The organism is Paraburkholderia flagellata (assembly GCF_021390645.1).
GTDB classification, from domain to species: Bacteria; Pseudomonadota; Gammaproteobacteria; order Burkholderiales; family Burkholderiaceae; genus Paraburkholderia; species Paraburkholderia flagellata.
On record NZ_JAJEJT010000002.1, the window covers coordinates 233,160 to 255,059 of the forward strand.

At 66.6% G+C, this 21,900-nt stretch carries 27 protein-coding genes; 8 read left to right on the forward strand and 19 right to left on the reverse strand.

Annotation, left to right across the window (positions count from 1 at the left end):
- The 10 genes from L0U83_RS15425 to L0U83_RS15470 all read right to left on the reverse strand — a co-directional run bounded on the left by L0U83_RS15425 (nt 1) and on the right by L0U83_RS15470 (nt 9,599).
- Nucleotides 1–768 (reverse strand): CDP-diacylglycerol diphosphatase, encoded by a 768-nt coding sequence (locus L0U83_RS15425; protein ID WP_233884367.1) that lies wholly within the window; start codon nt 766–768, stop codon nt 1–3.
- Between the two features lie 155 nt (nt 769–923).
- Nucleotides 924–1,223 carry a DUF6587 family protein gene (locus L0U83_RS15430; protein ID WP_233884369.1) on the reverse strand — a complete coding sequence of 100 codons (300 nt, stop codon included), beginning with the start codon at nt 1,221–1,223 and terminating at the stop codon, nt 924–926.
- Nucleotides 1,220–3,073, reverse strand: a complete 1,854-nt coding sequence (gene feoB / locus L0U83_RS15435; protein ID WP_233884371.1) for a ferrous iron transporter B — start codon at nt 3,071–3,073, stop codon at nt 1,220–1,222. The genes L0U83_RS15430 and feoB overlap by 4 nt, the downstream gene beginning before the upstream one ends.
- On the reverse strand, nt 3,070–3,321 hold the full coding sequence (locus tag L0U83_RS15440) for a FeoA family protein (protein ID WP_233884372.1): 252 nt from the start codon (nt 3,319–3,321) through the stop codon (nt 3,070–3,072). The genes feoB and L0U83_RS15440 overlap by 4 nt, the downstream gene beginning before the upstream one ends.
- Before the next feature lie 264 nt (nt 3,322–3,585).
- The gene (iaaH, locus tag L0U83_RS15445; protein ID WP_233884373.1) at nt 3,586–5,040 is read right to left on the reverse strand and encodes an indoleacetamide hydrolase; all 1,455 of its coding nucleotides are present in this window, start codon (nt 5,038–5,040) and stop codon (nt 3,586–3,588) included.
- A gap of 59 nt (nt 5,041–5,099) precedes the next feature.
- Entirely contained in the window at nt 5,100–6,020 is a 921-nt protein-coding gene (locus L0U83_RS15450; protein WP_233884374.1) for a ferritin-like domain-containing protein, read from the reverse strand.
- 64 nt (nt 6,021–6,084) lie between these two features.
- Entirely contained in the window at nt 6,085–6,300 is a 216-nt protein-coding gene (locus tag L0U83_RS15455) for a transcriptional regulator (protein WP_233884376.1), read from the reverse strand.
- Between the two features lie 358 nt (nt 6,301–6,658).
- Complete coding sequence (locus L0U83_RS15460; protein WP_233884378.1) at nt 6,659–7,354, reverse strand: NADPH-dependent FMN reductase; 696 nt, start codon at nt 7,352–7,354, stop codon at nt 6,659–6,661.
- 403 nt (nt 7,355–7,757) lie between these two features.
- Complete coding sequence (locus L0U83_RS15465) at nt 7,758–8,090, reverse strand: hypothetical protein (protein ID WP_233884381.1); 333 nt, start codon at nt 8,088–8,090, stop codon at nt 7,758–7,760.
- Between the two features lie 246 nt (nt 8,091–8,336).
- Nucleotides 8,337–9,599: a cyanate transporter gene (locus L0U83_RS15470; RefSeq protein ID WP_233886529.1), complete on the reverse strand. Its 1,263-nt coding sequence runs from the start codon at nt 9,597–9,599 to the stop codon at nt 8,337–8,339.
- Between the two features lie 240 nt (nt 9,600–9,839).
- On the opposite strand from L0U83_RS15470, the gene L0U83_RS15475 reads away from it, so the two are divergent.
- Entirely contained in the window at nt 9,840–10,565 is a 726-nt protein-coding gene (locus L0U83_RS15475) for a GntR family transcriptional regulator (RefSeq protein WP_233884385.1), read from the forward strand.
- A 16-nt stretch (nt 10,566–10,581) separates the two neighbouring features.
- On the opposite strand, the gene L0U83_RS15480 is transcribed toward L0U83_RS15475, so the two are convergent.
- On the reverse strand, nt 10,582–10,794 hold the full coding sequence (locus tag L0U83_RS15480) for a hypothetical protein (RefSeq protein ID WP_233884389.1): 213 nt from the start codon (nt 10,792–10,794) through the stop codon (nt 10,582–10,584).
- Between the two features lie 104 nt (nt 10,795–10,898).
- A complete protein-coding gene (locus tag L0U83_RS15485; protein ID WP_233884391.1) occupies nt 10,899–11,522 on the reverse strand; it encodes a glutathione binding-like protein in 624 nt (207 codons plus the stop codon).
- Nucleotides 11,523–11,601: 79 nt separating this feature from the next.
- Here L0U83_RS15485 and L0U83_RS15490 point away from each other — a divergent pair, with 79 nt between their 5' ends.
- From L0U83_RS15490 to L0U83_RS15505, 4 genes are all read left to right on the forward strand, one after another.
- Nucleotides 11,602–12,270, forward strand: coding sequence for a TetR/AcrR family transcriptional regulator (locus L0U83_RS15490; protein ID WP_233884395.1), 669 nt, complete (start codon nt 11,602–11,604; stop codon nt 12,268–12,270).
- A gap of 115 nt (nt 12,271–12,385) precedes the next feature.
- Nucleotides 12,386–12,580: a DUF1653 domain-containing protein gene (locus L0U83_RS15495; RefSeq protein ID WP_233884397.1), complete on the forward strand. Its 195-nt coding sequence runs from the start codon at nt 12,386–12,388 to the stop codon at nt 12,578–12,580.
- A gap of 41 nt (nt 12,581–12,621) precedes the next feature.
- Nucleotides 12,622–12,816 (forward strand): YqaE/Pmp3 family membrane protein, encoded by a 195-nt coding sequence (locus L0U83_RS15500; protein WP_028209664.1) that lies wholly within the window; start codon nt 12,622–12,624, stop codon nt 12,814–12,816.
- A 127-nt stretch (nt 12,817–12,943) separates the two neighbouring features.
- Nucleotides 12,944–13,354, forward strand: a complete 411-nt coding sequence (locus L0U83_RS15505; protein WP_233884398.1) for a hypothetical protein — start codon at nt 12,944–12,946, stop codon at nt 13,352–13,354.
- A 162-nt stretch (nt 13,355–13,516) separates the two neighbouring features.
- On the opposite strand, the gene L0U83_RS15510 is transcribed toward L0U83_RS15505, so the two are convergent.
- Nucleotides 13,517–13,780 (reverse strand): DUF4148 domain-containing protein, encoded by a 264-nt coding sequence (locus L0U83_RS15510; RefSeq protein WP_233884399.1) that lies wholly within the window; start codon nt 13,778–13,780, stop codon nt 13,517–13,519.
- Nucleotides 13,781–14,168: 388 nt separating this feature from the next.
- Between L0U83_RS15510 and L0U83_RS15515 the strand changes: the two genes are divergently transcribed.
- A complete protein-coding gene (locus L0U83_RS15515; RefSeq protein ID WP_233884400.1) occupies nt 14,169–14,459 on the forward strand; it encodes a DUF4148 domain-containing protein in 291 nt (96 codons plus the stop codon).
- Between the two features lie 84 nt (nt 14,460–14,543).
- On the opposite strand, the gene L0U83_RS15520 is transcribed toward L0U83_RS15515, so the two are convergent.
- The 3 genes from L0U83_RS15520 to L0U83_RS15530 form a co-directional block, all read right to left on the reverse strand.
- Entirely contained in the window at nt 14,544–14,870 is a 327-nt protein-coding gene (locus L0U83_RS15520) for a 2Fe-2S iron-sulfur cluster-binding protein (RefSeq protein WP_233884401.1), read from the reverse strand.
- On the reverse strand, nt 14,867–15,997 hold the full coding sequence (locus L0U83_RS15525; RefSeq protein WP_233884402.1) for a VIT1/CCC1 transporter family protein: 1,131 nt from the start codon (nt 15,995–15,997) through the stop codon (nt 14,867–14,869). The genes L0U83_RS15520 and L0U83_RS15525 overlap by 4 nt, the downstream gene beginning before the upstream one ends.
- Nucleotides 15,998–16,085: 88 nt before the next feature.
- A complete protein-coding gene (locus L0U83_RS15530; RefSeq protein ID WP_233884403.1) occupies nt 16,086–18,038 on the reverse strand; it encodes a sigma-54-dependent Fis family transcriptional regulator in 1,953 nt (650 codons plus the stop codon).
- 299 nt (nt 18,039–18,337) lie between these two features.
- On the opposite strand from L0U83_RS15530, the gene L0U83_RS15535 reads away from it, so the two are divergent.
- Nucleotides 18,338–18,559, forward strand: coding sequence for a DUF2964 family protein (locus tag L0U83_RS15535; protein WP_233884404.1), 222 nt, complete (start codon nt 18,338–18,340; stop codon nt 18,557–18,559).
- 322 nt (nt 18,560–18,881) lie between these two features.
- On the forward strand, nt 18,882–19,172 hold the full coding sequence (locus tag L0U83_RS15540; RefSeq protein WP_028202589.1) for a DUF1488 family protein: 291 nt from the start codon (nt 18,882–18,884) through the stop codon (nt 19,170–19,172).
- Between the two features lie 96 nt (nt 19,173–19,268).
- On the opposite strand, the gene L0U83_RS15545 is transcribed toward L0U83_RS15540, so the two are convergent.
- The 3 genes from L0U83_RS15545 to L0U83_RS15555 form a co-directional block, all read right to left on the reverse strand.
- Nucleotides 19,269–19,802 (reverse strand): cytochrome b, encoded by a 534-nt coding sequence (locus tag L0U83_RS15545; RefSeq protein ID WP_233884405.1) that lies wholly within the window; start codon nt 19,800–19,802, stop codon nt 19,269–19,271.
- Between the two features lie 184 nt (nt 19,803–19,986).
- Nucleotides 19,987–21,288, reverse strand: a complete 1,302-nt coding sequence (locus L0U83_RS15550; RefSeq protein ID WP_233884407.1) for an NCS2 family permease — start codon at nt 21,286–21,288, stop codon at nt 19,987–19,989.
- Nucleotides 21,289–21,621: 333 nt separating this feature from the next.
- On the reverse strand, nt 21,622–21,891 hold the full coding sequence (locus tag L0U83_RS15555; protein WP_233884409.1) for a DUF4148 domain-containing protein: 270 nt from the start codon (nt 21,889–21,891) through the stop codon (nt 21,622–21,624).
- Between the last annotated feature and the right edge of the window lie 9 nt (nt 21,892–21,900).

Genomic DNA, 21,900 nt, shown 5'->3' on the forward strand with positions numbered 1-21,900 from the left:
CTACTGCGAGGCGCTTTTCTCTCGCACGAGACTGCACGAATGGTCGAGCAGGCCTTCCGCCGTGCCCGTCCCGCCATCGACATCGAGCCCGCTGTTCACGACGAGCCAGCCGTTGCGCTGTGCATCAGGGCCTGCACCCGTCACGAGTATCGTCTGCCCGGCCATGGTCTCTTTTGGGCCGAGATCGTGCTCGACCACGCGAAACGGATTGTTGCGATCCGAGAGGCTCGTTACGCGCGTGACGCGGTAGCGCGAGCCGTCGAGCGTAGTCCAGCGCCACGTGCCCGGCGCGATGTCGTCAAACGGCGCGAGCGCCTTCGTAATGTCGGGGCGCATGCAATCGACGTGGATGTGCAGTTGATTCTGCGTGCGGCGCTCCGAGGCGTTGATCTCCAGACCGAGCTGGTTGCCGGCGAGCGGCACGCCGACTTTCGCTTCCACGAAGCGTCCTGCTCCCCATGCGCCTACCCAGTACTCCGGCGCGCCGCCGTAAAGAATCTCAGGGCTCTCGATGCCGGCCACGCGGTCGGTGGGAATCACGAGATACTGCGCACGGCCCGCAATGTCCTTGAGCACGGCATAGCGCTTCTGGAAGTCGACGGTGGTGCAGGGGCCGGGCTGGCCCTTGTCGCGCATGTTCGGCACGCACTGGCCCCCCACGACTTTCCAGAGACCGTTGGAGTCGACCGCGGAGAGGCGCACACAGGCGCCGGTGGTCGCGAGCGCAACGACTGCCGCCGCAGCGACGGCAAGGCGGGACATCCGCATGAAAGGGGCAACGCGTAAGGATCGCATCGGCACGAAGTGTCTGGATTCATTCGATCAAACGCGCCGCGGTGCAAAGCCTGCACACATCGCGGCGCGACGCAGCGCGCAGTGTAGCGCAATGCCCGTGACAGTCTCTTGCGCGAGGTTGCCCCAGCTTACTTGCGGCGCGGATGAAACGTGACCGGCTGCGTGTTCGATGCGTCTGCCGCGGGCGTCGGTCCGCACGTGCCGCAGGTGCCGCAGCCGTCGCCGCAATCGCCGGTCGCGCCTTTTGGCTGCATGAAACGCCCGAGGCGCTGCGCGAATGCACTACGTTGCGGACGCAACAGTATGGCGGCCAGGGCAGCCTGCACGCGCGTGGCCGTTTTCGGCGCGAGCTTGCGCAGCGTATAAGCGAGGCTCGCGGCGACGAGCAGCGCAATGACCGCATATTGCGCGATGAGTCCGGCGTTCATACGAAGTGCCTCGCGATCTGATACGTGACGAACGACGCCGCATAGGCCACGACGAACATATAGCCGAACGAAACCACGACCGCGCGCCACGAGCGCGTTTCGCGGCGGATCACGGCGAGCGTCGACATGCATTGCGGGGCGAACGCGAACCACACCATCAGCGAGAGGGCGCTGGCGAGCGAGAAGTTCTGCACGAGTGTGTGGCCGAGCGCGGCGGTGTCCGCGTCGCCGCCGGCCACTGAGTACACCGTGGCGAGCGCGGCCACTGCCGTTTCCCGCGCGGCGAACGCGGGGATCAGCGACAGGCTCATCTGCCAGTTAAAGCCGAGCGGGGCGAACGGCCATTGCAGCGCGCGGCCGAGATAGCCGGCGATTGAGTAATCGATGGCGGGCAGCGTCGCGCCTGCGGGCGGCGAGGGGAACGTGGAGATGAACCACATCAGTACCGTGAGCGCGAGGATGATGCCGGTCAGGCGCTTGAGGAAGATCGCACCGCGCTCCCACAGGCCGATGGCGACGTCGCGTGCGCGCGGCAGCCGGTACGAGGGCAGTTCCATGAGCAGCGCGTGTTCGCGGTGGTCGCGGCGCAGTTTCTTCATGACCCAGCCCACCGCCATCGCGCCCGCGATGCCGGCGGCGTAAAGCGCGAAGAGCACGAGGCCCTGCAGGTTGAACACACCGAAGATCAGGCGCTGCGGAATGAACGCGCCGATCAGCAGCGCATAAACGGGCAAGCGCGCCGAGCACGTCATGAGCGGCGCGACGAGGATCGTGGCGAGCCTGTCGCGCGGATCGGAGATGCTGCGCGTGCCCATCACGCCGGGAATCGCGCACGCGAAGCTCGACAGCAGCGGAATGAACGAGCGCCCCGTGAGACCCACGGCCACCATCATGCGGTCGAGCAGGAAGGCCGCGCGCGGCAGATAGCCTGACTCCTCCAGCACGAGGATGAAGAAGAACAGCACGAGAATTTCCGGCAAAAAGCCGAGCACGGTGCCCACGCCGCCGAACAGCGCGTCCGTGACGAGGCTGCGCAGCGGGCCGTCGGGCAGCGCCGCGCCGGCGGCCGCGCCGAGCCACGTGAAGCCGTCGCCAATGGCGTCGGTGAGCGGTTTGCCGAGCGAATACACGGCCTGGAATACGAGGAACATCACGAACGCGAGGATCAGCGGGCCGAGCACGGGGTGCAGCGCGAAGCGGTCGATGGCGTCGTCGCGCGCGTCGGTGGCGCGTGGCATCGTCACCGCGCTCGTGAGGATTGCGCGCACCGTGCCGTGCAGGTCGTCGTCGGCCGCTGCTGGATTCGCGGGAGTCTGTGTTTCTTCCGTTGTCGTGCGGTCGATCAGTTCGATGAGCGCTTGCGCGCCGCCGCGCCGCACGGCCACGGTTTCGACCACGGGCATGGCGAGCCGGCGCGCCAGTTCGGCCACGTTCACCTCGATGCCGCGGCGCTTTGCGGCGTCCATCATGTTCAGCGCAAGCACCATCGGGCGTCCCATGCGCTGCACTTCGAGCACGAAGCGTAAATGCAGGCGCAAGTTCGTCGCATCGGCCACGCAGACGATCAGATCCGGCGCCGCCTCGCCCGGGTAGCGGCCGAGCAGCACGTCGTGCGTCACGCGTTCGTCAGGGCTCGTCGAGTCGAGGCTGTAAGCGCCCGGCAGATCGAGCAGTTGCACCCTGCGTCCCGAGGGCGTTGCAAATCGCCCTTCCTTGCGCTCGACGGTAACGCCCGCGTAGTTGGCGACCTTCTGGCGCGCGCCGGTCAGCAGATTGAAGAGCGCGGTCTTGCCACAATTGGGATTGCCGACGAGCGCCACGCGCAGTGGCGTAACAGGAACCTGGTTCATTGCGCGGTCTCCCCGCTCGTCGTCACGCTCACGCGCTGCGCTTCCGCGCGGCGCAATGCAAAGCGGGTCGAGCCGATCTGCACGAGCAGCGGGTCCGCGCCCCACGGTGCGCGCGCAACCACGCGCACGGGCTCGCCCGGAACGAAGCCGAGGTCGCGCAAACGCTGCGCGATCGGGTCGGGGGCGTGGATATCCTCGACACGCTCCACGAGGGCGGTCGCTCCTTTGGACAGATCGGTCAGACGCATAGGTGGGACCCTGCTTACAACGAATGAGAACCGTTCTCATTGTAACGGCAGGGCCGTACTTGTGGCGGCAAATGCACCTTGTGCGGATTGACGCGGGCGGGGAACGCGCGGCCGGGACGCGGTTTCGGTGGCGCGTGCGCTTATTTGCCGCAGGCTGCGCGCGCTGTCCGCCGCGAAGCCTGATTGCTATGGATGGCTAATTAAATAATCGGCAACGCAACAATGCGTTGCGCCACGTCATCGTTGCCAGGTTGTCTGGCCCACTCAAATCTCCGGCGCAGGCAGCGTCCCGAGAATCGCTTCGAACGCGAGACCGATTGCGAGCAGCCTGCGATCGCCGCCGGCCGGTCCGTCGAGTTCGAGCCCGACTGGCAAGCGCGCATCGACAAGGCCGGCCGGCAGCGCGAGGCCCGGAATGCCGGCGTTGCTCGCGGGATCGGTGTTGCGCAGATACGCCTCCATCTCGTCGATCGGTGCCGCGCCGTCGATCGACACGCGAGACGAACCGTTCAGCTCGTCGATCGGCACGGCGGCGAGCCGCGTCGTGGGAAAGAGCAGCGCGTCCAGGCCGCTGGCCGAGAAGGTCTGCGCGTAGAGCTGCTGCAGGCGCGGCCGCCACACCGTCATCGCGCTGTGGTAGTCGCCGCCGCGCGCGTCGGCGAGTACGGCGTCGTAGGCCGCGCGCACGTCGGGGCTCGCAATACGCGCGGCGACGTCGGCAACGGTTTGCGCGGGCGCGTGGTTCGCCACGAGCCACGCGGCGAGATCCTCGATGGGCTCGTGTAGCGCAATCGCGTAGCTCACGCGGTCGTTCAGTGCGAGCAGCTCGCTCATTTCGACAGGCACGAGCGTGACGCCCGCGGCTTCGAGCTTCGCGAGCGCGGCGCGCGCCACGTCTTCGAGCGCGGCTTCGAGACCTTCCCAAAGCGGCGCGGGCAGGCCGATGCGCAGATTCGTCACGGGGGCCGGCGAGAGCGGACCGTGCCCCGTGATCACGGCGTCGAGCAGCGCGACATCGGCTACCGTGCGCCCCATCGGCCCGACCGTGTCGCGTGTATGGCTGATCGGCACCACCGCGAGCGGATCGTGATAGCGGCGTTGCGTGCCGCCATCGCCGACGCTCGGGCGCAAGCCGACAACGCCGCACAGGGCGGCGGGAATGCGCGTGGAGCCGCCGGTGTCGGTGCCGAGTCCGGCAGGCACGATGCGCGCCGCAATGGCGGCCGCCGTGCCACCCGACGAGCCGCCGGGAATTCGTTCGGGATCCCAGGGGTTGCGTACCGGTCCCGCATGCGGCGCGAGATTCGTGCTGGTGATGCCGAACGCAAGCTCGTGCATGTTGGCTTTGCCGAGCACGATCGCGCCTGCATCGACGAGGCGCTGCACCGAAGGCGCGTGACGCGCGGGCAGGAAGCCTTCGAGCGCGGGCGTGCCCGCCGAGGTTTGCAGACCGCGCGTATTGATGTTGTCCTTCACGACCACGGGCAGCCCCGCGAGCGGCAGACGCGCGCGCTCGCTCGCGCCGAGCGCGTCGATGCGTTGCGCGCTAGCGAGCGCGCCTTCCACGTCGAGCACAGTGAGCGCGTTGAGGTTCGAGAGCGCTTGCGCGCGCGCGAGCAGCGTGGCGACGTAGTCGGCGGCTTTCAGTTGCCCCGCCTGGATGGCCTCGACGGCTTGCGTTGCGCTCAGTTCCAGTTGCTGGTCGACAGTCCAGGTCATGCAGGGTTCTCCTCGTGCGGCCATGCGGCCACGCCAGCAACGCGTGAGACGTTGTGGCGCTACTTCTTCAAAAGGCGTAGCGCGAAGCGTGCGAGCGTGGGCACGAACGTTGGCCGCAACAGGCGCGCGTCGTAGCCGCTCATGCGCGCGTCGTTTTCCGCGAGGCAGAGTTCGATCATCTCGCGCGGTTCGAGCGAGTCGCCCAGCACCTCGCGGTTCGCTGGCAGGAAGTTCGAGTCGCGCGCGTTGCCACTGGCGTCGATACCTCGCGCGATAGCAAGCCGTTCCCACACCAGCATGAACCAGATCGCGGCTACGCGCACGGAGTGCCACGGCCTGCGCCACCAGGGCATGGTCTTGCGATACCACGCCACCCAGTTGACGAAGAAAAGGATATGGCGCGCCTCTTCCTGAATCACCGGCTCGAAAGTCTCGACGAGGTCTGCCGGAAAAAAGCCCGAGCGCTGTGCCGAGCGAAACAGGCCGAACGCGAAGAAGCTGTCGATGCACTCGCTATAGCCGGTGAACATCCACGCCCATTCCGCCTTTTTGGGTGGCGGATATGCGGGTTCCGGCGCAAGTTCGATGCCATAGGCCTGCACGAGGTGCGAGAGCACGACCTTGTGGCGCGCCTCCTCGGCGGCGTCCATTTCGATTGCTTCGCGCAGCAGCGGGTCGATCAGCGTTTGCGCGTAAGTCTTCACGCGGATCGATGCACGGCCTTCGGTCTGCACCGCGATGTCCCAGATCGGCAGCGACGTGAGGCGCCTGAGCGCGTCGGGCTCGAGCATTGGCCAGTCGAGCACGGCGGGGCGGTACGGATCGTGGGTGTCGAGCAGCATCCGGCAGAACATCTCGCGGTGTTCGTCCGATCCGATCTTGATGGGCCCTGGCTTGGCGTGAGTCCAGCGCCGCAGCGCGGCGCCCGGTTCGGAGATGAAGGCTGCGCCTTCGTCCGGATGCGTCAAGGTTTCGGACATGAGCATCTAACGTTGAACGGGGTATGACTCCTATTCTGTCACAACCGTAAGGAAGCATGCGCGCTCACGCGCAGCGGCGCTGCTGGTCGATCCACATGCGCGCCCAGCGGCAGGCGTAGGCGAGCGCGTGTCTTTCTTCGAAGAAGTAATCGAGTGCGTCGAACGAATGCTGCGCGCCCGGCTGCATGCCAATGGTGAGATTGGCGGCGAAAAGGCCGTTTGGAAGTTGCTGCGCGCTGGGGGCGACGACGTAGCCTTTGTAGCGTAGTGGTGTGTTCATGGCCGCGCTTCCTGCTGATCTACTGCTGATTTGCTCGGGTTCTCTTTCTGGGTGGCGCGTATGTTTTGCTGCCCACCCGCTGTGCCGACACAGACCAGCGTACGGGCCGCCATGTGTCGATGGAACCAATCATTCGTCGCAAGCAAATCACGTGTGGCCTGGAACGGTCAGCAGAATGATCCGGATGAGGCGAGGGGTGAATCCGACTTCAATGTGGACCGGGCGGTGTGCGCCGTCTGTGGGATGGCGCACGTGATGCGCGCCACGCGACACGGGCAATGTGGGTTAGGGAACGTTTCCCGCCCCGCGCGCGGCGGCGAGCGGGTGGACGGGCAAGCCGGAGAGGTCAGGCACCGCGTCAGACAGCGAGGCTCAGGCGCTTTTCGGTGCGCGGTGTGTTGGCGGCCTGTGCGCCGCCAACGCCGTTCACGGCGCTCGCCGCGCTCACAAACGGCGCCGCGTGCTGGCCCTGGCCGCCAAACGCGAGTGCGAATTGCGCTGCCTGGCGGCCGACCGTGGCGAGCTGTTCGGCGACCTTTGCGTCGGAACACTGCTGCGCGCTCTCGAAGCGCGTCTCGAGTGTGTTGATGCCCGCGCCGAATGGCGTTGGCCAGCCGCGCAGTGCATGCACGATCGAGCGCAGCGAGGTAAGCACGGAACCCGCGGCCTGCCAGCCATAGGCTGTGACGATGCACCCTACGGCACGGCCGTCCAGATACGGGCGGTTGTCGGCGCGCAGTTCTTCGAGCGTGTCGAGCGCGTTCTTCACGAGCCCGGAAACGCCACCGTGATAGCCCGGCGTCGCGATGATGACAGCGTCGGCGGCGCGTACCGCTTCGATCAGCTCGAGCTGAGCGTCGGTGCGGGCCGGGTCTTCGGGCGCATAGTGCGGCAGCGTATGCAGGAACGTGCCGCCGAACAATTGCGTGCGCGCGCCGGCTTCTTCGGCGCCGCGCAGGGCGAAAGCGAGCGCGCGCTCGGTCGACGAAGCGGCGCGCGTGGTGCCGCCAATGCCCACCACCAGCGGGCGGCGTTGCGAATCGGAAAGGCTCAAGGGGGCTCCCTGAAATGCGATGAGGCCTGGCTCGCGCGTTATCGGGCAACGCAGCCACGAAACCTGGAAAGGGTCATCTTAGAGAGCGCGCCGCGCGGCGCGAAACGACTTTTTGTTCTAACCATATGCCGGCAGCGCTACGTTACGCTGCGCCATGGGGCCGGAAATGCATATGCGAAACCATTGGTTGGACGCGCGGTGGCCCATGGCTAAGATGAACTCGTCTCCTCCATGACATCTCCTTGACATGGGATTCGGCCCCGCACTTCTCCGGTGACGGGGCTGTTTTTTTTCTGGAGACGGGAAGGGGCGGTGCTTCGAGGTGTTCGAGGCCAGGAACGCGGCGGGTTCGCGCCGCGCTGTTTATCGTGCTATGCGCTGCTCAATGCGGCCATGCGCAGGCTCACACCGTGAGCACGTTGCCGTCGGGGCCGATTTGCGGCGGAACTTCCGGCAGGGTCCCGTTGCCAGGCGCGGTGCGCACGGGTGCGCCCGGCGTGGCCGGCAGCGTGGGCGCGGGCTCGCGCACGGCCGGTTCGGCGACCTTGCGTGTGGTGAGTTTGTCAGCGGAGGCGATCTTGTGCTTCGTGCCGTGATGCGCCTTTTTGCCGGCATTGCCCGCATGCGCCGAGGGCGTGCGCGCTTCCGGCGGATTCCAGATCTCGATGTAGTGTTCCCCGGCGAGCGCGGTGGACGCGAGGACGCCCAGCAAGGTCCCCGTGATGAAGAATCGCACGTCGTGTTCTCCGTTTCGATGTACAGGCCGGGCCGCGCCATGCAGCAAGGTGCGATGGGGCGGCGTAACCCGGTACGGCGACCGGGTGGCACGAACGGCCGGCTGCCACGCACTGTACATTCATACAGGCGCTTATGCAAACGTTTCACGACCTGCTGCGGGCGATCTGTTGCATGGGCGCGCCGCGGTCCGGCGGGGCGCCCAAGCGGACTTGCGCCGGCGCCAAATCTGACGTGCGCGGGAGGCTCAGGCGTCGAGAGCGGTCCGGCTTTGCGCGACTGCGCCATCCGCCGTCGAGCCGGACGCGGCCGGGCCGTGGGCGCCAAGCCAGCGCCCGTAGCTGCGCGGAGAGAACGCGAGCGTAAGCACGATCATCGAGCTGATCGATACAGCGAGCATGATCCACGCACCGGTAAAGCCGCCCGTGAGGTCGCGCACGCGCCCGGCCACGATGGGGGCGAGCGCGGCGATCACGAAGCCCAGACCCTGAACGAAGGCGACGAGGCGCGCGGCCACGCGATGGTCCGCCGAATGGTCGAGCGCGGTGACGAGCGTGACCGAGAACACGCCGCCGAGCCCCGCGCCCGCCGCCGCGACCCACAGCAGCGGCGCGGCCTCGGGCCACGCGGCGAGGCCGATCACGCCGAACACCTGGGCGCACAGGCCCAGAACGAGCCACGGGCGCCGGTCCGTGAATGCCGCCGCGGCAAGCGGCAGGAGCAGCGCGCTGGCGGCCTGGAACACGGTCATCGCGGCGAGCAGCGAACCGCTCGCTTCCACGCTAGCGCCGTGCTGCTGATAGTAGGCGGGCAGCCACGCGACGAGACTCGTATAGCCGCCGTTGACGAGCCCGAAATACAGTCCGAGCGTCCACGCCCGGCGCTTGCGCCAGACTGGCACCGTTGCCGCGTTGGCTGGCTCCTGCGAGGGCGCAGCGGCGGCCGGCTGCGCGCGCTTGCCGCCGCCGATCCCGCCGTTCAACGTCCCCCAGATCGCCAGTGCGGCCAGCGCGGGCAGCGCCCACACGGCGAGCCCCGCATGCCACGAACCGGCGATGCGCGCGACGAGCGGGCTCAGGCTCGCGCCGAGCCCGCCGCCGCCCATGATCGACGCCGAGAACAGCCCCATTGCGAGCGGCACCCGCGCGGCGAAGCGTTGCTTCATGACGGCGGGCAGCAGCGCCTGGATGACCGCGACGCCCGCGCCAGCCGCGGCCGCGGTGAGCATGAGCGCGCCGCCGCTGGCGGCGAACGCCCGGGCCGCGCATGCCGCGGCAATCGCCACGAGCCCGAGCGCGACGCCGCGTGTCTCGCCCAGCCGGCGCGCGAGCAGGCCTGCGCCGAACGCGCCGAGCCCCATCGCGACGACGGGCAGGCTCGTGAGCAGCGAAGCGCCGTAGAAGCTCAGGCCAGTGTCATGGCGAATGGTGGTCATGAGCGGGCTGATCGAGGTGAGCAGCGGCCGCAGATTCAGGCCGATCGCGACGATCGCGGCATACCACGCAAGCACGCTAGCCGATTCGCCGGACGGTGTTTGGGAATGAACGGAGCGGTTTTGAGGGTTCAATGCGGTCAACCTTTTCACTGCTATATGGTTGACCATTATACTAAATAATTGTCAACAATCTGGCGAGGGTCGCTATGTCCGGCATGGGCGATCGAGTATGGGCACGGGTCTATATCGCGTCGCCATGCCGCTCGCTACAATGCAACCTGACCCAGCGACTTGACCCACCTAGCGCGCCTTTCCATGGCCGAATCCTCCCGCCTCGCTCCGCCCCGCGACACCGACGAACCGTCCGATGTCGAAGCGCATGTCTATGCGTCGATTTCTTCCGCGCTGCTGGAGGGCAAGCTCGCGCCGGGCCAGCAACTGGTGGAGCGCGAACTCGCGGCGGCGTTCGGTTGCACGCGCGGCGCGCTGCGCAAGGTGCTGGCGCGCCTCGGCTACGAGGGCAAGCTCGTGCTCGAACCCAATCGCGGCGCGTTCGTTCCGTCGCCCTCGGAGGACGACATCCGCGCCGTGTACCGCGCGCGCCAGGTGGCCGAAGCGGGCGTGATGGTGAGCCTGTGCGGCAAGCTCGATGCCGCGATGCGCCGCAAGCTTGCGGCCCATGTGCGCAGCGAGAAAAAGGCGTTGCGCGAGGCGCGCGTGGACGAAGCGGTGCGCCTCGCGGGGCAGTTTCATTTGCTGCTGACCGAGCAGGCGGGCGGCGCCGCGCTCGTGGATGCGCTGGCGCAACTGGTCGCGAAAACGGAACTCTACAAGGCGCTGTTCGATCCGTCGAAGGCGTCGATGTGCGCGCCCGACGAGCATGCGCAGATCATCGAAGCGCTTGAGGCTGGAGACCTGACGGCGGCGCTCGCCACGATGCGCGCGCATCTAACCGAGCTGGAAGAGCGGGTGGTGCAGCAGGCGCGTGCGCGCGCCGGGCGCGATCTCAAGGCGGTGTTTGCCGATCTCGCGAACGGCTGAGCGCTCCGGTTACGCGTCAGCCGTCGCCCACGCGCCGGCGCAATTCCTTCGAAGCTGCGAGCGGAATGCGCGCATCGTCCCAGGTGGCGAGCCATTCGACCTCTTTCGCGGCGAACACCTGGCCGTGATTGCGCAGCGCGTACTGCAATGAATCGATGACGTGATTGCGGATGATTTCGGGCGTTTGCGGGTCGTCGAGGACGATGCGCAAGGCTTCGAGCGTGGCCATTGTGCGGCTCCGGCGAATGTGGCGACCGCAACGTTATCTCACGACAAAAAGCACGACAAAAAGAAGCGCTTGCCGGGCGGGGAAAACTGCCCGGCTCACGCGCCTCAGTGCCGCGTCCGCTTGAAGATCTCGTACTCCTCGGCGAAGGCCCGCGCAACGGCGGGCCGCTCGCGCACGCGTTGCGCATAGGTCGCGATGGCCGGCCATTGCGACACATCGATGCCAATGTACGGCGCCCAGTTCAGCACGGTCACGAGATAGGCGTCCGCCACGCTGAACGCGTCGAGCAGGAACGTGCGCGATTCGAGGTGATGCGAGAGCAGATCGAAGCGGCGCGGGATTTTGCCGCGCGCATATTCCTTGACGGCCTCGTCCACGTCCTTGCCGAGCAGCGGCACGAACACGGCCTTATGCAACTCGGTGCCGATAAAGCCCAGCCACTGATGCAGGCGCGCGCGCTCGCGCGTGCCCGCTGGCGGGGCGAGCCGCGCCTCGGGAAAGCGGTCGGCCACCCACGGCAGCACCGCCGAGTTTTCGGTGAGCGTCCAGCCGTCGTCCTCGCGCAGCACCGGCACCTGGCCGAGTGCGTTGACGGCGAAGAAGTCGCCACCTTCGGCAAGCTGCTTCGTGAGCGTATCGACCTGAATGTAGCGTGCTTGTGCGCCTGCCTCGTAGAGCGCGATGCGCGTGGCGAGCGAGCACGCCAGCGGGGCGAAATACAGATCCATCGTCATCCTCCTTTGCGGGTATTCTGGCTTTTCGAGTTTTTGTACTATAGTGAACAAAAATCGCCGATCCAATATTTCTATGCAATCCAGTACAAAAAAGGATAGCCGCCCGCGTGGTCGCCCGCGCGCCTACGATCCCGAGGAGGCGCTTGCCCGCGCGCGCGATACGTTCTGGCGCAATGGCTACACGGGCACATCGCTCGACGACCTGAGCGAGGCGACCGGCATGAACCGGCCGAGCCTGTATGGCGCATTCGGCGACAAGCACGCGCTCTATCTGCAAACCATGGAGCGCTACGTGGAAGCGGGGCGCATGGCGATGGAGTCCGCGCTCGACAGCGCATTGCCGCTGCGCGAGGCGCTGATGCGCGTATTCGACGGCGCGCTCGGCTGGTATTTGCCGGCGCACGACGCGGCACGCGGCTGCCTGCTGATCGGCACGGCGGCGGTGGAAGCCGTCAACGACGACGCTGTGCGCGAGCGTCTTGCCGCGGGGTTGCGCACATTCGACAAGGCGTTCGAGCGGCGCCTGCGCGCAGCGCTCGCGCAAAACGAGCTGCAGCCCGGTGCCAGCGCGCCGATGCTTGCGCGCCTCGCGTCGGCGGTATTGCACAGCATGGCGCTGCGCGCGCGGGCCGGCGACTCGCGAGCCTCACTGCGCGCCATGGCAGTGGCGGGCGTCGCGCTGATCTGCGGCGAGGCGCCAACTGCGACCGATGCGCGCGCGGCGCGGCGGCGCACGAAGTGATATCACGCTGAACGTCGTTAGTCGGCGCCTGTGGCACAGGTCCGTACGCCGCTTTCCCTTGTTAAACTGGCGCAGTCGCGCAAGGACGGCTTGCGCACTCGAAGAGGGGAACACGATGGTGCGCTACAGGCACTACAAGGGTGGCTTTTACGAACTGGTATGCGAGGCGACGCTCGAATCGGATCCTTCCGTGACGATGATCGTGTATCGCGCGGCGAACGGTACGATCTGGACGCGACCCTCCACGGTGTTCTTCGAACTCGTCGAGTACGAGGGCGGCCTCGTGCCGCGCTTCGCGCCCGTCAACTGATTCTTTCCACACCTTTTTTCACGCTTTAGAGGTTTTGACGAATGCGTTTACTGATTGCGCTGATCTTGCCCTGGCTCCTGTTCTTCACCATTGGGCGTCCGATTGCTGGCATCGTCTGCCTGATCCTGCAGATCACGCTGATCGGCTGGATTCCCGCCGCGATCTGGGCGGTGTATTCGCTCAGCCAGTACAAGACCGACCGGAAAATAGAGGACGCACTCGGCCGCCGCGGCTAAATTTCGCAGTGAGCGCCTGTGCGCTGCGCAGAGGCGCGTTCCGCGGGACAACGGTAATCCAGGCTCACAATTCAGCAAGAACTTAATGCCGATTCTCCTTTCTTACAAATGGAAAGGAGGGTTAGCAATGTTCAAGTTCGTTCTCACAGCAGGCGCCGTCGCGCTCCTTGCGGGGTGTGCGGTAGCCCCCGGCTACGACTATGGCTACGGCGGCTATGGCCAGCCGTACTCCGCCGGCTATTACAGCGGCTACGCACCGGGCTATGCGCCGGCATACGGCAGCGTCAACATCGGCGTCTGGGGCGGTGGGGGCGGTCGCGATTATCACGGCGGCGACTGGCATGGTGGCGGCGGTGGCGGGCACGGTGGCGGTCCAGGCAGCCCTGGCGGTCACAGCGGCGGTCACGGCGGACCCTGGGGGCCGTCGGGCGGCAGTCATGGTGGCGGCCCCGGCGGCGGCCATGGCGGCGGAGGCCACGGCGGTGGCGGTCACGGCGGTGGCGGTCACGGTGGCGGCGGTCCGGGTGGCGGCCGTTGATGCGGGGCTGCCGCGCGCACAGGCGCGGAGTTCATGGCGCCGCCATGCTCCGCCGCGAGCCGGAAATCCACTTCAAAACGCATCAGGCCCGCCACTCTCACGAGGGCGGGCCTGATGCTTTGCGCGGGGAACCCGGCGTTACAGCCGGGGTTGACGCGAAACTTACTGGCTCGACTGCGACGTGCCGTTCGTCGAAGGGCCGTACGCCGTCGCGCGCTGCGCAGCGACTTTGGCTTCGGCAGCCTGAATGTTTTCCGGGTAGTGCATCCAGTCGCTCGGATCGTAGCCGGCGGCGCGCAGTTGCGCGAGATCGGCGCGAACCTGGGCGCGGGTCACGGGTTGTTGCTCGGGTTGTGCCTGTGCGAACGCCGCGGCGGGCACGGCGATAATGGCGGCAAGCACAGCTGCCTTCAGAAACGACTTCATGACTAACCTCCGATGTCTTTTGTAAGGAGCCATCGCATCAGCGTGGCCCATGTCGACAATGTATGCGGGCGGAGGGTCAGGGTAAATACTGAGAAGGCGAATTCAGTGTTCTCCTGGCGACAACAATCGGGTTCGAAATCTCCTGAAGTATTGCTCCACACGCGTGCAATAAGGCGAGAAGGCCGCAGACGGTCCGGCCCTGAAAACTTACCGATTATTGCGAAATCTGTAATTCCAATTCGCCTGAATCAGTCTGTATCCGGCCGCCCCGCTTGCCTAGAATCCACTCACAGCCAGCCGTTGCGGCGATTGCAGCGAGCCGGCCGAGCACGACACGATGTGCACCGTCATTGCGCATCGACGTTAAATAATTTCGGAGGTTGTGATCATGAAGTCGCTTCTCAAGGCTGTTGCGCTTACCGTTGCTCTGGCCGCTCCGCTAGCCGCTTTCGCTCAGGCCGATCAAGGTCTGACCCGCGAGCAGGTGCGCGAGCAACTCGTCGAATTCCAGCAAACGAGCCGCAATCAGGCTGCAGTCGCCTCCCAGACGGCCGCGCCGGTCGCCCAGACCGATGGCTCGTTCGGTGGCGTAAGCAACTCGACGTCGGCGGCGGGTGTCCGCTACGTGTCGGAAGCCGCGCGCACGGGTCCGCAATCGGTGTACTTCGGCGGTCAGTAAGCCCATCGGCAGTCTGCACATAAAAACGGCCCGCGACTTCGTTTCGCGGGCCGTTTTGTATTTGCGCTCCCCGTTCAGTCGCCGCTACATCTCTTCCGCCTCCGGCACGTCGAGTACAAGATCCGTGCGCGCGACGGCCACGCAGGTCAGCACATAGCCCTCGGCTTTTTCTTCGCGGCTCAATCCGGGCCACTCGATCGTGAAGCTCACTTCGCCGCTCACCACGCGGCACAGACAGGCGCGGCATGTGCCATTGCGGCACATGCGCGGCAGGCGGATGCCCTCGAACGCCGCCGCTTCGAGCAAGGTCAGTTCGGGCGGCGCTTCGAATCTGCGCCCGAGCGGCTCCACGCGAACGACGGGCACGCGTGGCGGGCCGTCCTGCAAGCCTTCGTGGCTCATGTCGCTCATGACAGCGACACCCCGAGCAGCCGTCCCGCGCCCGCGGTGAACGCCGCCGCGGCGAGCCCGATCACGATCTGCCGCAGCGCCGAGAACGTGGCGCTGCGCCCGTTGAAGAGCGACGTGAACACGCCGACGAGCGCGAGCCCGCACGCGCTCAGCGCGACCGACTGCGCGATCGCCGTGACGCCGTGCGCCCACAGGAACGGCGCAGTCGGAAACGCTGCGCCGAGCGAGAACAGGCAAAACGATACAGCGGCGGCAGACCACGGATTGCCGCCCAGTTCCTTCGGGTCGATGCCGAGTTCCTCGCGCGCGAGCGTATTGAGCGCCTCGTCCTTGTTGAGCATGATCTGGGTGGCCACGCGGCGCGCTTCTTCGGGATCGATGCCCTTCGCCTGATAGATGAGCGCGAGTTCGTGGCGCTCGGCGTCGGGCGTGTGTTCGAGCTCGTCGGCTTCCTTCGCGAGTTGCGTGCGCGCAAGCTCCCGCGCGTTGGTCACCGAGAGCCATTCGCCGAGCGCCATGGAGCATGCGCCGGCCACGAGGCCCGCGAGCCCCGTGAGCAAAATCGTGCGATTGACGCTGCCCGCGCCCGCCACACCCATGATCAGGCAGAAGTTCGAAACGAGCCCGTCGTTCGCACCCAGCACCGCTGCGCGCAGGTCGTTACCCGACGTCGCGCTCTTGTGCCACGACTCGGCCGCGCCGATCGTTTCGCCGTGACCGTGTCCGGACTCGCGCTTTTTTGCGACGATCGCCTGCACGATGGTGGCGTGCTGCTGTTCCTGGGCGGAAAGCTTCTCGGCGCCGGGTTCGCGCGCGTAGCGGTCGCGGTCGGCGTATTCCGCGGCGGCGACCGTGGGCAGCACGAGCGAAGGACCAAAGGTGCGCGTGAGCGTTTGCAGCAGGCGAGTCTTCGCGCTGCGCCGGTGCGGCCGGGGCGTGACGCCGTTGGCCGTGAGCTTGTCGCGCCAGACGCTCGCGTGCTCGCGCTCGGAGGCGGCGAGTTCGGCGAAGATGCGGCGGCGCTCGTCGTCTTTCTCTACGGCGGATAGCGTGTCGTAGACGGCGGCGCTGTCGAGTTCGTCGGCGAGATTGCGCCGGAAGCGGTTGATTTCCTGAGCGGAGGCCATGGGGCGCGGTGCGGGAAGCGATCCATCAAGCTTACCCTGGCGCCGCTGTGGCCAGAAGCCGCGCCGCGCCGCGGCCTGGCCGGTGCGCTTAGCGGCGCTGGCGCAAATGCCGATAGACCGTGTTGCGCGCGAGCCCGAGTTCGCGAGCCGCCGCCGAAACATTGCCGCTGTGGCGCGCGAGCGTCTCTTCGATGAGCCGCGACTGCCAGACGGAGAGGCGCGCAGGTTCGCGCTCTGCGTCGCTCGCCTCGCCGTCCGCCGTGGCATCGCCGCAGTGCTGCGCGCATTCGCTCGCGGGGTCGCAATCGTGCATGAGGTCTTCGGGCAGATGCTCCATGTCGATGGCGTCTTCGCCTTCGGCCATGATCGCCGCCGTGCGCAGCGTGCTGGCGAGCTGACGCAGATTGCCCGGCCAGCGGCAGCGCGCGAAGCATGCCCGAACGGCCGGCGTGAGGCGCGAGGGCGCGCCCGGCACCTCGCGCCGCACGATCTCGAGCATGCGCGCGACGAGCGCGTCGAGGTCGGTGCGCTCGGCAAGCGACGGCAGCGTGACGACGAGACCGTTGATGCGGTAGTAGAGATCCTCGCGGAATGTGCCTTCGACGATCATCGCGCGCAGATCGCGATGCGTCGCGCAGACGATGCGCAAATCCACCGGCACCGCGCGCGTACCGCCGAGCGGCACGACGGCGCGCTCCTGCAACACGCGCATGAGCCGAACCTGTTGCGCGAGCGGCATGTCGCCGATCTCGTCGAGAAAGAGCGTGCCGCCATGCGCCTGCGCGATCTTGCCGGCGCTGCCGCGGCGCTTCGCGCCCGTGAACGCGCCGTCCTCGTAGCCGAACAGCTCCGCTTCGATCAGCGTGTCGGGCAGCGCCGCGCAGTTGAGCGCGACGAATGGCCCGTCGCGGCGCGGCGAATCGCGATGCAGCGCCCGCGCGAGCCATTCCTTGCCGGTGCCGGTGCGGCCGAGCACGAGCACGGGGATGTCGCGGCCGCGCACGCGCGCCACGCGCTGGAGGGCGGCGGCGAGCCGCGCGTCGCCCGTATCGAGTTCAGCGAGGGTGGGCTGCGGTGTCGTGTCGGCGTTCGGTGCTTTCGCCTGGAGGGGCGCAGGCGCGTAAGGCGCGCGGGACGCTTCGGGCGAAGCGGTTCGCGCGAGCGTCGCCGCGCCAGGCGTGGCGCGCGCGATCACGCGCACGCCGCTTGGCAGCGCGAGCGTGAGCGGCTCGCCTGGCGCGCGCATGAGCTGCTGCATGAACGCCGCGAACGGCTGGCCGAAGAGCGCCTCGAATTCGCGCCGCTGCAGTTCGGCAAGCGGCGCGCCAAACTGGAACAGGGCGCTGCGGTTGGCGCACAGCAGCGTGCCGTCGGCCGAGAAGGCGGCCAATCCTTCGTACAGCGTACCAATGAATTCCGCGCGCGCGTGAAACTGGAGACGGATGGCTTCGGCGAATTCGGTGTTGAACAGATGGTTCTCGATCATCTGCGCCGACATGCGCACGAGTGCGAGCGTGTGCTTGTGAAAGCCGCGCGACTCGCCGCTCACGTCGAGCGCGCCGAGCGTGCGCCCGTACGGATCCGCGATCGGCGCGCACGAGCAGGTGAGGATGTGATTGGCGCGCAGAAAGTGCTCGCCCGCGTGCACCGTGGTCGGCTGGCCTTCCACGAGCGCCGTGCCGATGGCATTCGTGCCGCGATGCTGCTCGGCCCACGACACGCCCGGGCGCAGCGCCACGCGCTGCGCTTTCTCGAAGAAGTCGCTGTCGGCGAAGCTATGGAGGATCACGCCGTTGCGGTCGGTGAGCAGTACCATGCTCTGCGTATCGACGATCTGCGCGTGCAAGGCGTCCATCACGGGACGCGCCTGGTGATAGAGCGTGCGGTTCGTGTCGATCAGGTCGCGCAGGTCCGCGCCGGCCAGTGCGTCGAATTCGGGCGCCTCGCTGGCGCGCAGCCCGAGTGCGCGCGAGCGCGCATGAGCCTGCGCGATGGCGTCCGCGCGGGCCGCGTCGTGCGGCGTGACGGGGCGTCGGGTCACTCGTGTCTCCAGTCGTTTTGGGCGCTACGCTGCGGCGCATCATGACGAATACACGTCAATTGCGCGAGCGGCGCCTCTGCGGCAGTCCATGGTACAGGATACGCGGCGGCTGCCAATTCGGGTTGAAGCCGGGTCAAGCTGGGTCGAAGCTCGCGCGTGCCATCGAAACTGCGCCTTGAGTTTCCTCACGCGGGTGCCATGATGAAGGTAAGGGCGCATTCGCGTCGCGCCCCCTGCAGCGGGTGTTGTTGGCAACTGCGGTTCGCAACTGCGCCGCCCGCTGCGTAGCGGAGTTCGTCATGGTGCACGGCGAATTGAGGATCGTGGTGGCGGTGCTCGCCACGTTCGTTGCGCTCTTTGGCCTCGGGTATGCGATTGACGGATTGATCTTCGACGAGAACAACGTCGTGCTGTCCGGAATGGTGACCGTGGCCCTCGGGATCGTCGCGTTCGTAGTGATGCTCACCTTGCACCCAAAAGACCTCGAACATCTCGATCAGCACCGGCATCGCGAATCCTGACGCGCCCGAGCGGCGTGCATGGTGCGATGCGGCAACCGGCGCAGCGCGTTGGCGCAGGGCTGGCGAGGAGGATATTTGCGCGTGCAACGGCAGATGCGAATGCTGCATCTGCGAAAAAGGGTGCAAAGCGGGGGCCTCGCAGGCTATTTCAGGCATGTGACAACGTCGACCTTGCGGGCGGCAGGAAGTCGTCTAAAGTGAATCAAATCACCCTGCGCGAACGTGTCGTTCGCGGGGGTTGATGTTGATCCGCGAGTGCCGGATCGGGGCAGCCCGAGAAGGTTGAACGCGGCCTTTTCACCCTCCACCAAAGGCGACTCCCATGCAGATCATGTTTCCGAATGAGGTGCCCGAGTACTCGGGCCCAGACCTGACCTTGGCGTTTCCGGCGATGATCGATGGCGAGCGGGTGGAGTGTCTGATCACGGCGGCGGCGCTCGAAGATCACTTCGGGGCGGCCTCGCCGCGCGCCGAAGACATGCTCAGCGCGTTCGACCATCATCGCGACCGCATCGAGGCTTGCGCGCGCCGCTTGCTCTCCGAAACGCGCGCGCAATGTCTCGTGCTGCGCAGCGGCTACGTGCGTTTCGTGCAGGCGCACGCCAGCGCGTAGCCAACACAACAGCGCCCGCAAGACGCGGGCGCTTTCCGTGCAACTGAATGTTCTTGCCGCGCCCCTTGGGGCGCGGCTTCGTTTGTGCGTGTGCCGCTAGATCATGCGGCGCAGGGTGTTGTCGCGGAACACGATGTGATGCGCGATGGCCGCGAGCGCGTGCAGCCCGATCACCCAGTAGAACAGATTGCCGATCAGCACGTGCGCATCCTTGAAGTACTTGCGCGCGGCCGGATCGGGGCCAACGAATGTAATCTGCAGATCGAGTCCCGCGAGCGTGACCGGATGGCCGCCGGTGTTGATCATCAGAATGCCGAGGAGCGGTTGCACGAAGATGAACAGATAGAGCGCGAGATGCACGAGGCGCGAGAGAAACGAAAGCAACGCGTTCGAGTCGATTTGCGCGGGCGCGCCGCGCCACAAACGCCACGCGAGGCGCAGCACGGCGAGCGTGAGAACGAGCGAGCCCGCCCAGAAGTGCACGTTGCTCCAGAACACGCGGCTGTCCGTGCCCTTGGGGCCGCGCACCTCGATCGCGAAATAGGCGAGCGCGACGAGCACGAAGATTGCCCAGTGAAAGAAGATGGCGGGCTTCGTGTAGCGTTCGGTTGCGGCGGGGTAAGTGGCCACGTGGCGGCTCCTTTATGCGGGGAAGCTGGCGATAGCTCCCTATGATAAGGAGGACGCGCCGCGCCGGGCAGCTATGCGGCTGCGAAGTTTGATGCCGCGGGGTGACGGCAGCGAAAAAGAGGCGCGTTGCCGGCGAACGGGCCGATCAAGCAAAAAGGGTGGCTCGAAGCCACCCTTTTGCGTTTTACGCGTTGCCGAGATAGAAAAACCGGAACAGGAACACGGCGGCGATGATCCACACGATCAGCTTCACGTCGCGCACGCGGCCCGTGAGGAGCTTCAGGCCCGCATACGAGATGAAGCCGAACGCCACGCCATTGGCGATCGAGTAGGTGAACGGCATGGTGAGCGCCGTGAGGGCAGCCGGCACGACTTCGGTAGCGTCGTCCCAGGGCAGATCGGCGAGTTCGCGCAGCATCAGGCACGAGACGTAGAGCAGCGCCGGCGCCGTGGCGTAGCCCGGCACGACGCCCGCGAGCGGCGCGACGAACAGGCACGCGAGGAACAGCACGGCAACCGTCAGCGCGGTCATGCCGGTGCGGCCACCCGCCTGCACGCCCGAGGCGCTTTCGATATAAGCCGTGGTCGACGAGGTGCCGAGCACCGAGCCCGCGAGAATCGCGGTGCTATCTGCGAGCAGCGCGCGGTTCAGGCGGTGCATCTTGCCGTGCACGAGCAGGCCCGCGCGGTTGGCCACGCCCATCAGCGTGCCGGTCGCATCGAACAGCTCGACGAGGAAGAACACGAGCACCACATTGAGCACGCCCGTGGAGAGCGCCGCCTTGATGTCGAGCTGCGCGAACGTCGGCATGATCGACGGCGGCGGCGAGAAGATGCCGTGGAACTGGTTGCCGCCGAAGAAGAACGACAGGACCGTGACGCCCACGATGCCGATCAGGATCGCGCCGCGCACCTTCAGCACGTCGAGCGTGACGATCGCGAAGAAGCCGATGATCGCAAGGATCGTGTGCGCATCGTGCAGGTTGCCGAGTTCGACGAGCGTGGCCGGGCTGCCGACCACGACGCCCGAGGTCTTGAGCGAGATGATCGCGAGGAAGAGGCCGATACCCGCTGTGATCGACACGCGAATCGAATGCGGAATGCCATTGACGATGGCTTCGCGCACGCGCAGCAGCGTGACGATGAAGAACAGGCACCCGGAGATGAACACCGCGCCGAGGGCGGCTTGCCAGGTGAAGCCCATGCCCTTCACGACCGTATAGGCAAAATACGCGTTCAGGCCCATGCCGGGCGCGAGCGCGATGGGGTAGTTCGCGTAGAGGCCCATGACGATCGACGCGAGCGCCGCGACGAGGCAGGTGGCGACGAATACGCTTTCCTTCGGCATGCCGGCGTCGCCGAGGATGGCCGGGTTCACGAAGATGATGTAGGCCATCGTGAGGAAAGTGGTGAATCCGGCGAGCAGTTCGGTGCGCAGGTTGGTGCCTGCTTCTTCGAAACCGAAATAGCGTTTGATGGCGTCCATGAAGATCGGGCCCTTGAGAGTCGAGCGGGTTGTTCGCTGCTTGTTTGTGTGGTTTCTTGCTTGTAGCTGGCGGCGGCAGGTCGTTGATGTGCCCATGCACGCGCGTGCTAGCCGTAGCGCGTGGCTACGGGCGCGATTGTAAACAATTGTTCGTCGAACGCAGAAAAGCCGTCGTGAGCGTGGAACGGGTACAACAGCGCGCGTTGCGGCGGCCAGGGTAGACGAGGGCGGCGAATGCGCCCGTGGCGGCAGGAATTGGGCACGAAACATCGCGGGCGCCGGGCGTTGCTTCGCCCGGTGCCGGATGATTACGGCCGTGCTGCGATCAAGCGATTACTGCGTCATTTGACCGGCGGGAGCGCCATACCCGGCGCGCGCCGCGCGCCGTTGCGCGACGATCGCGCCCGCGCGTTGAGCGTTTTCCGGGTAGTCGATCCAGTCGAGCGGGTCGTAGCCCGCCTGCCGCCATTCGATCAGATCCGCACGGACCTGGGCTCGAGTCAGCGGTTGCGAAGGATCGTACGGTTGGGCCACCGCCGCAGCCGACGCGAAGCAGCACGCTGCGGCCACGATGCCGAGCGCTACACGCGGAAGGGAGTTCATGGCAAGGCC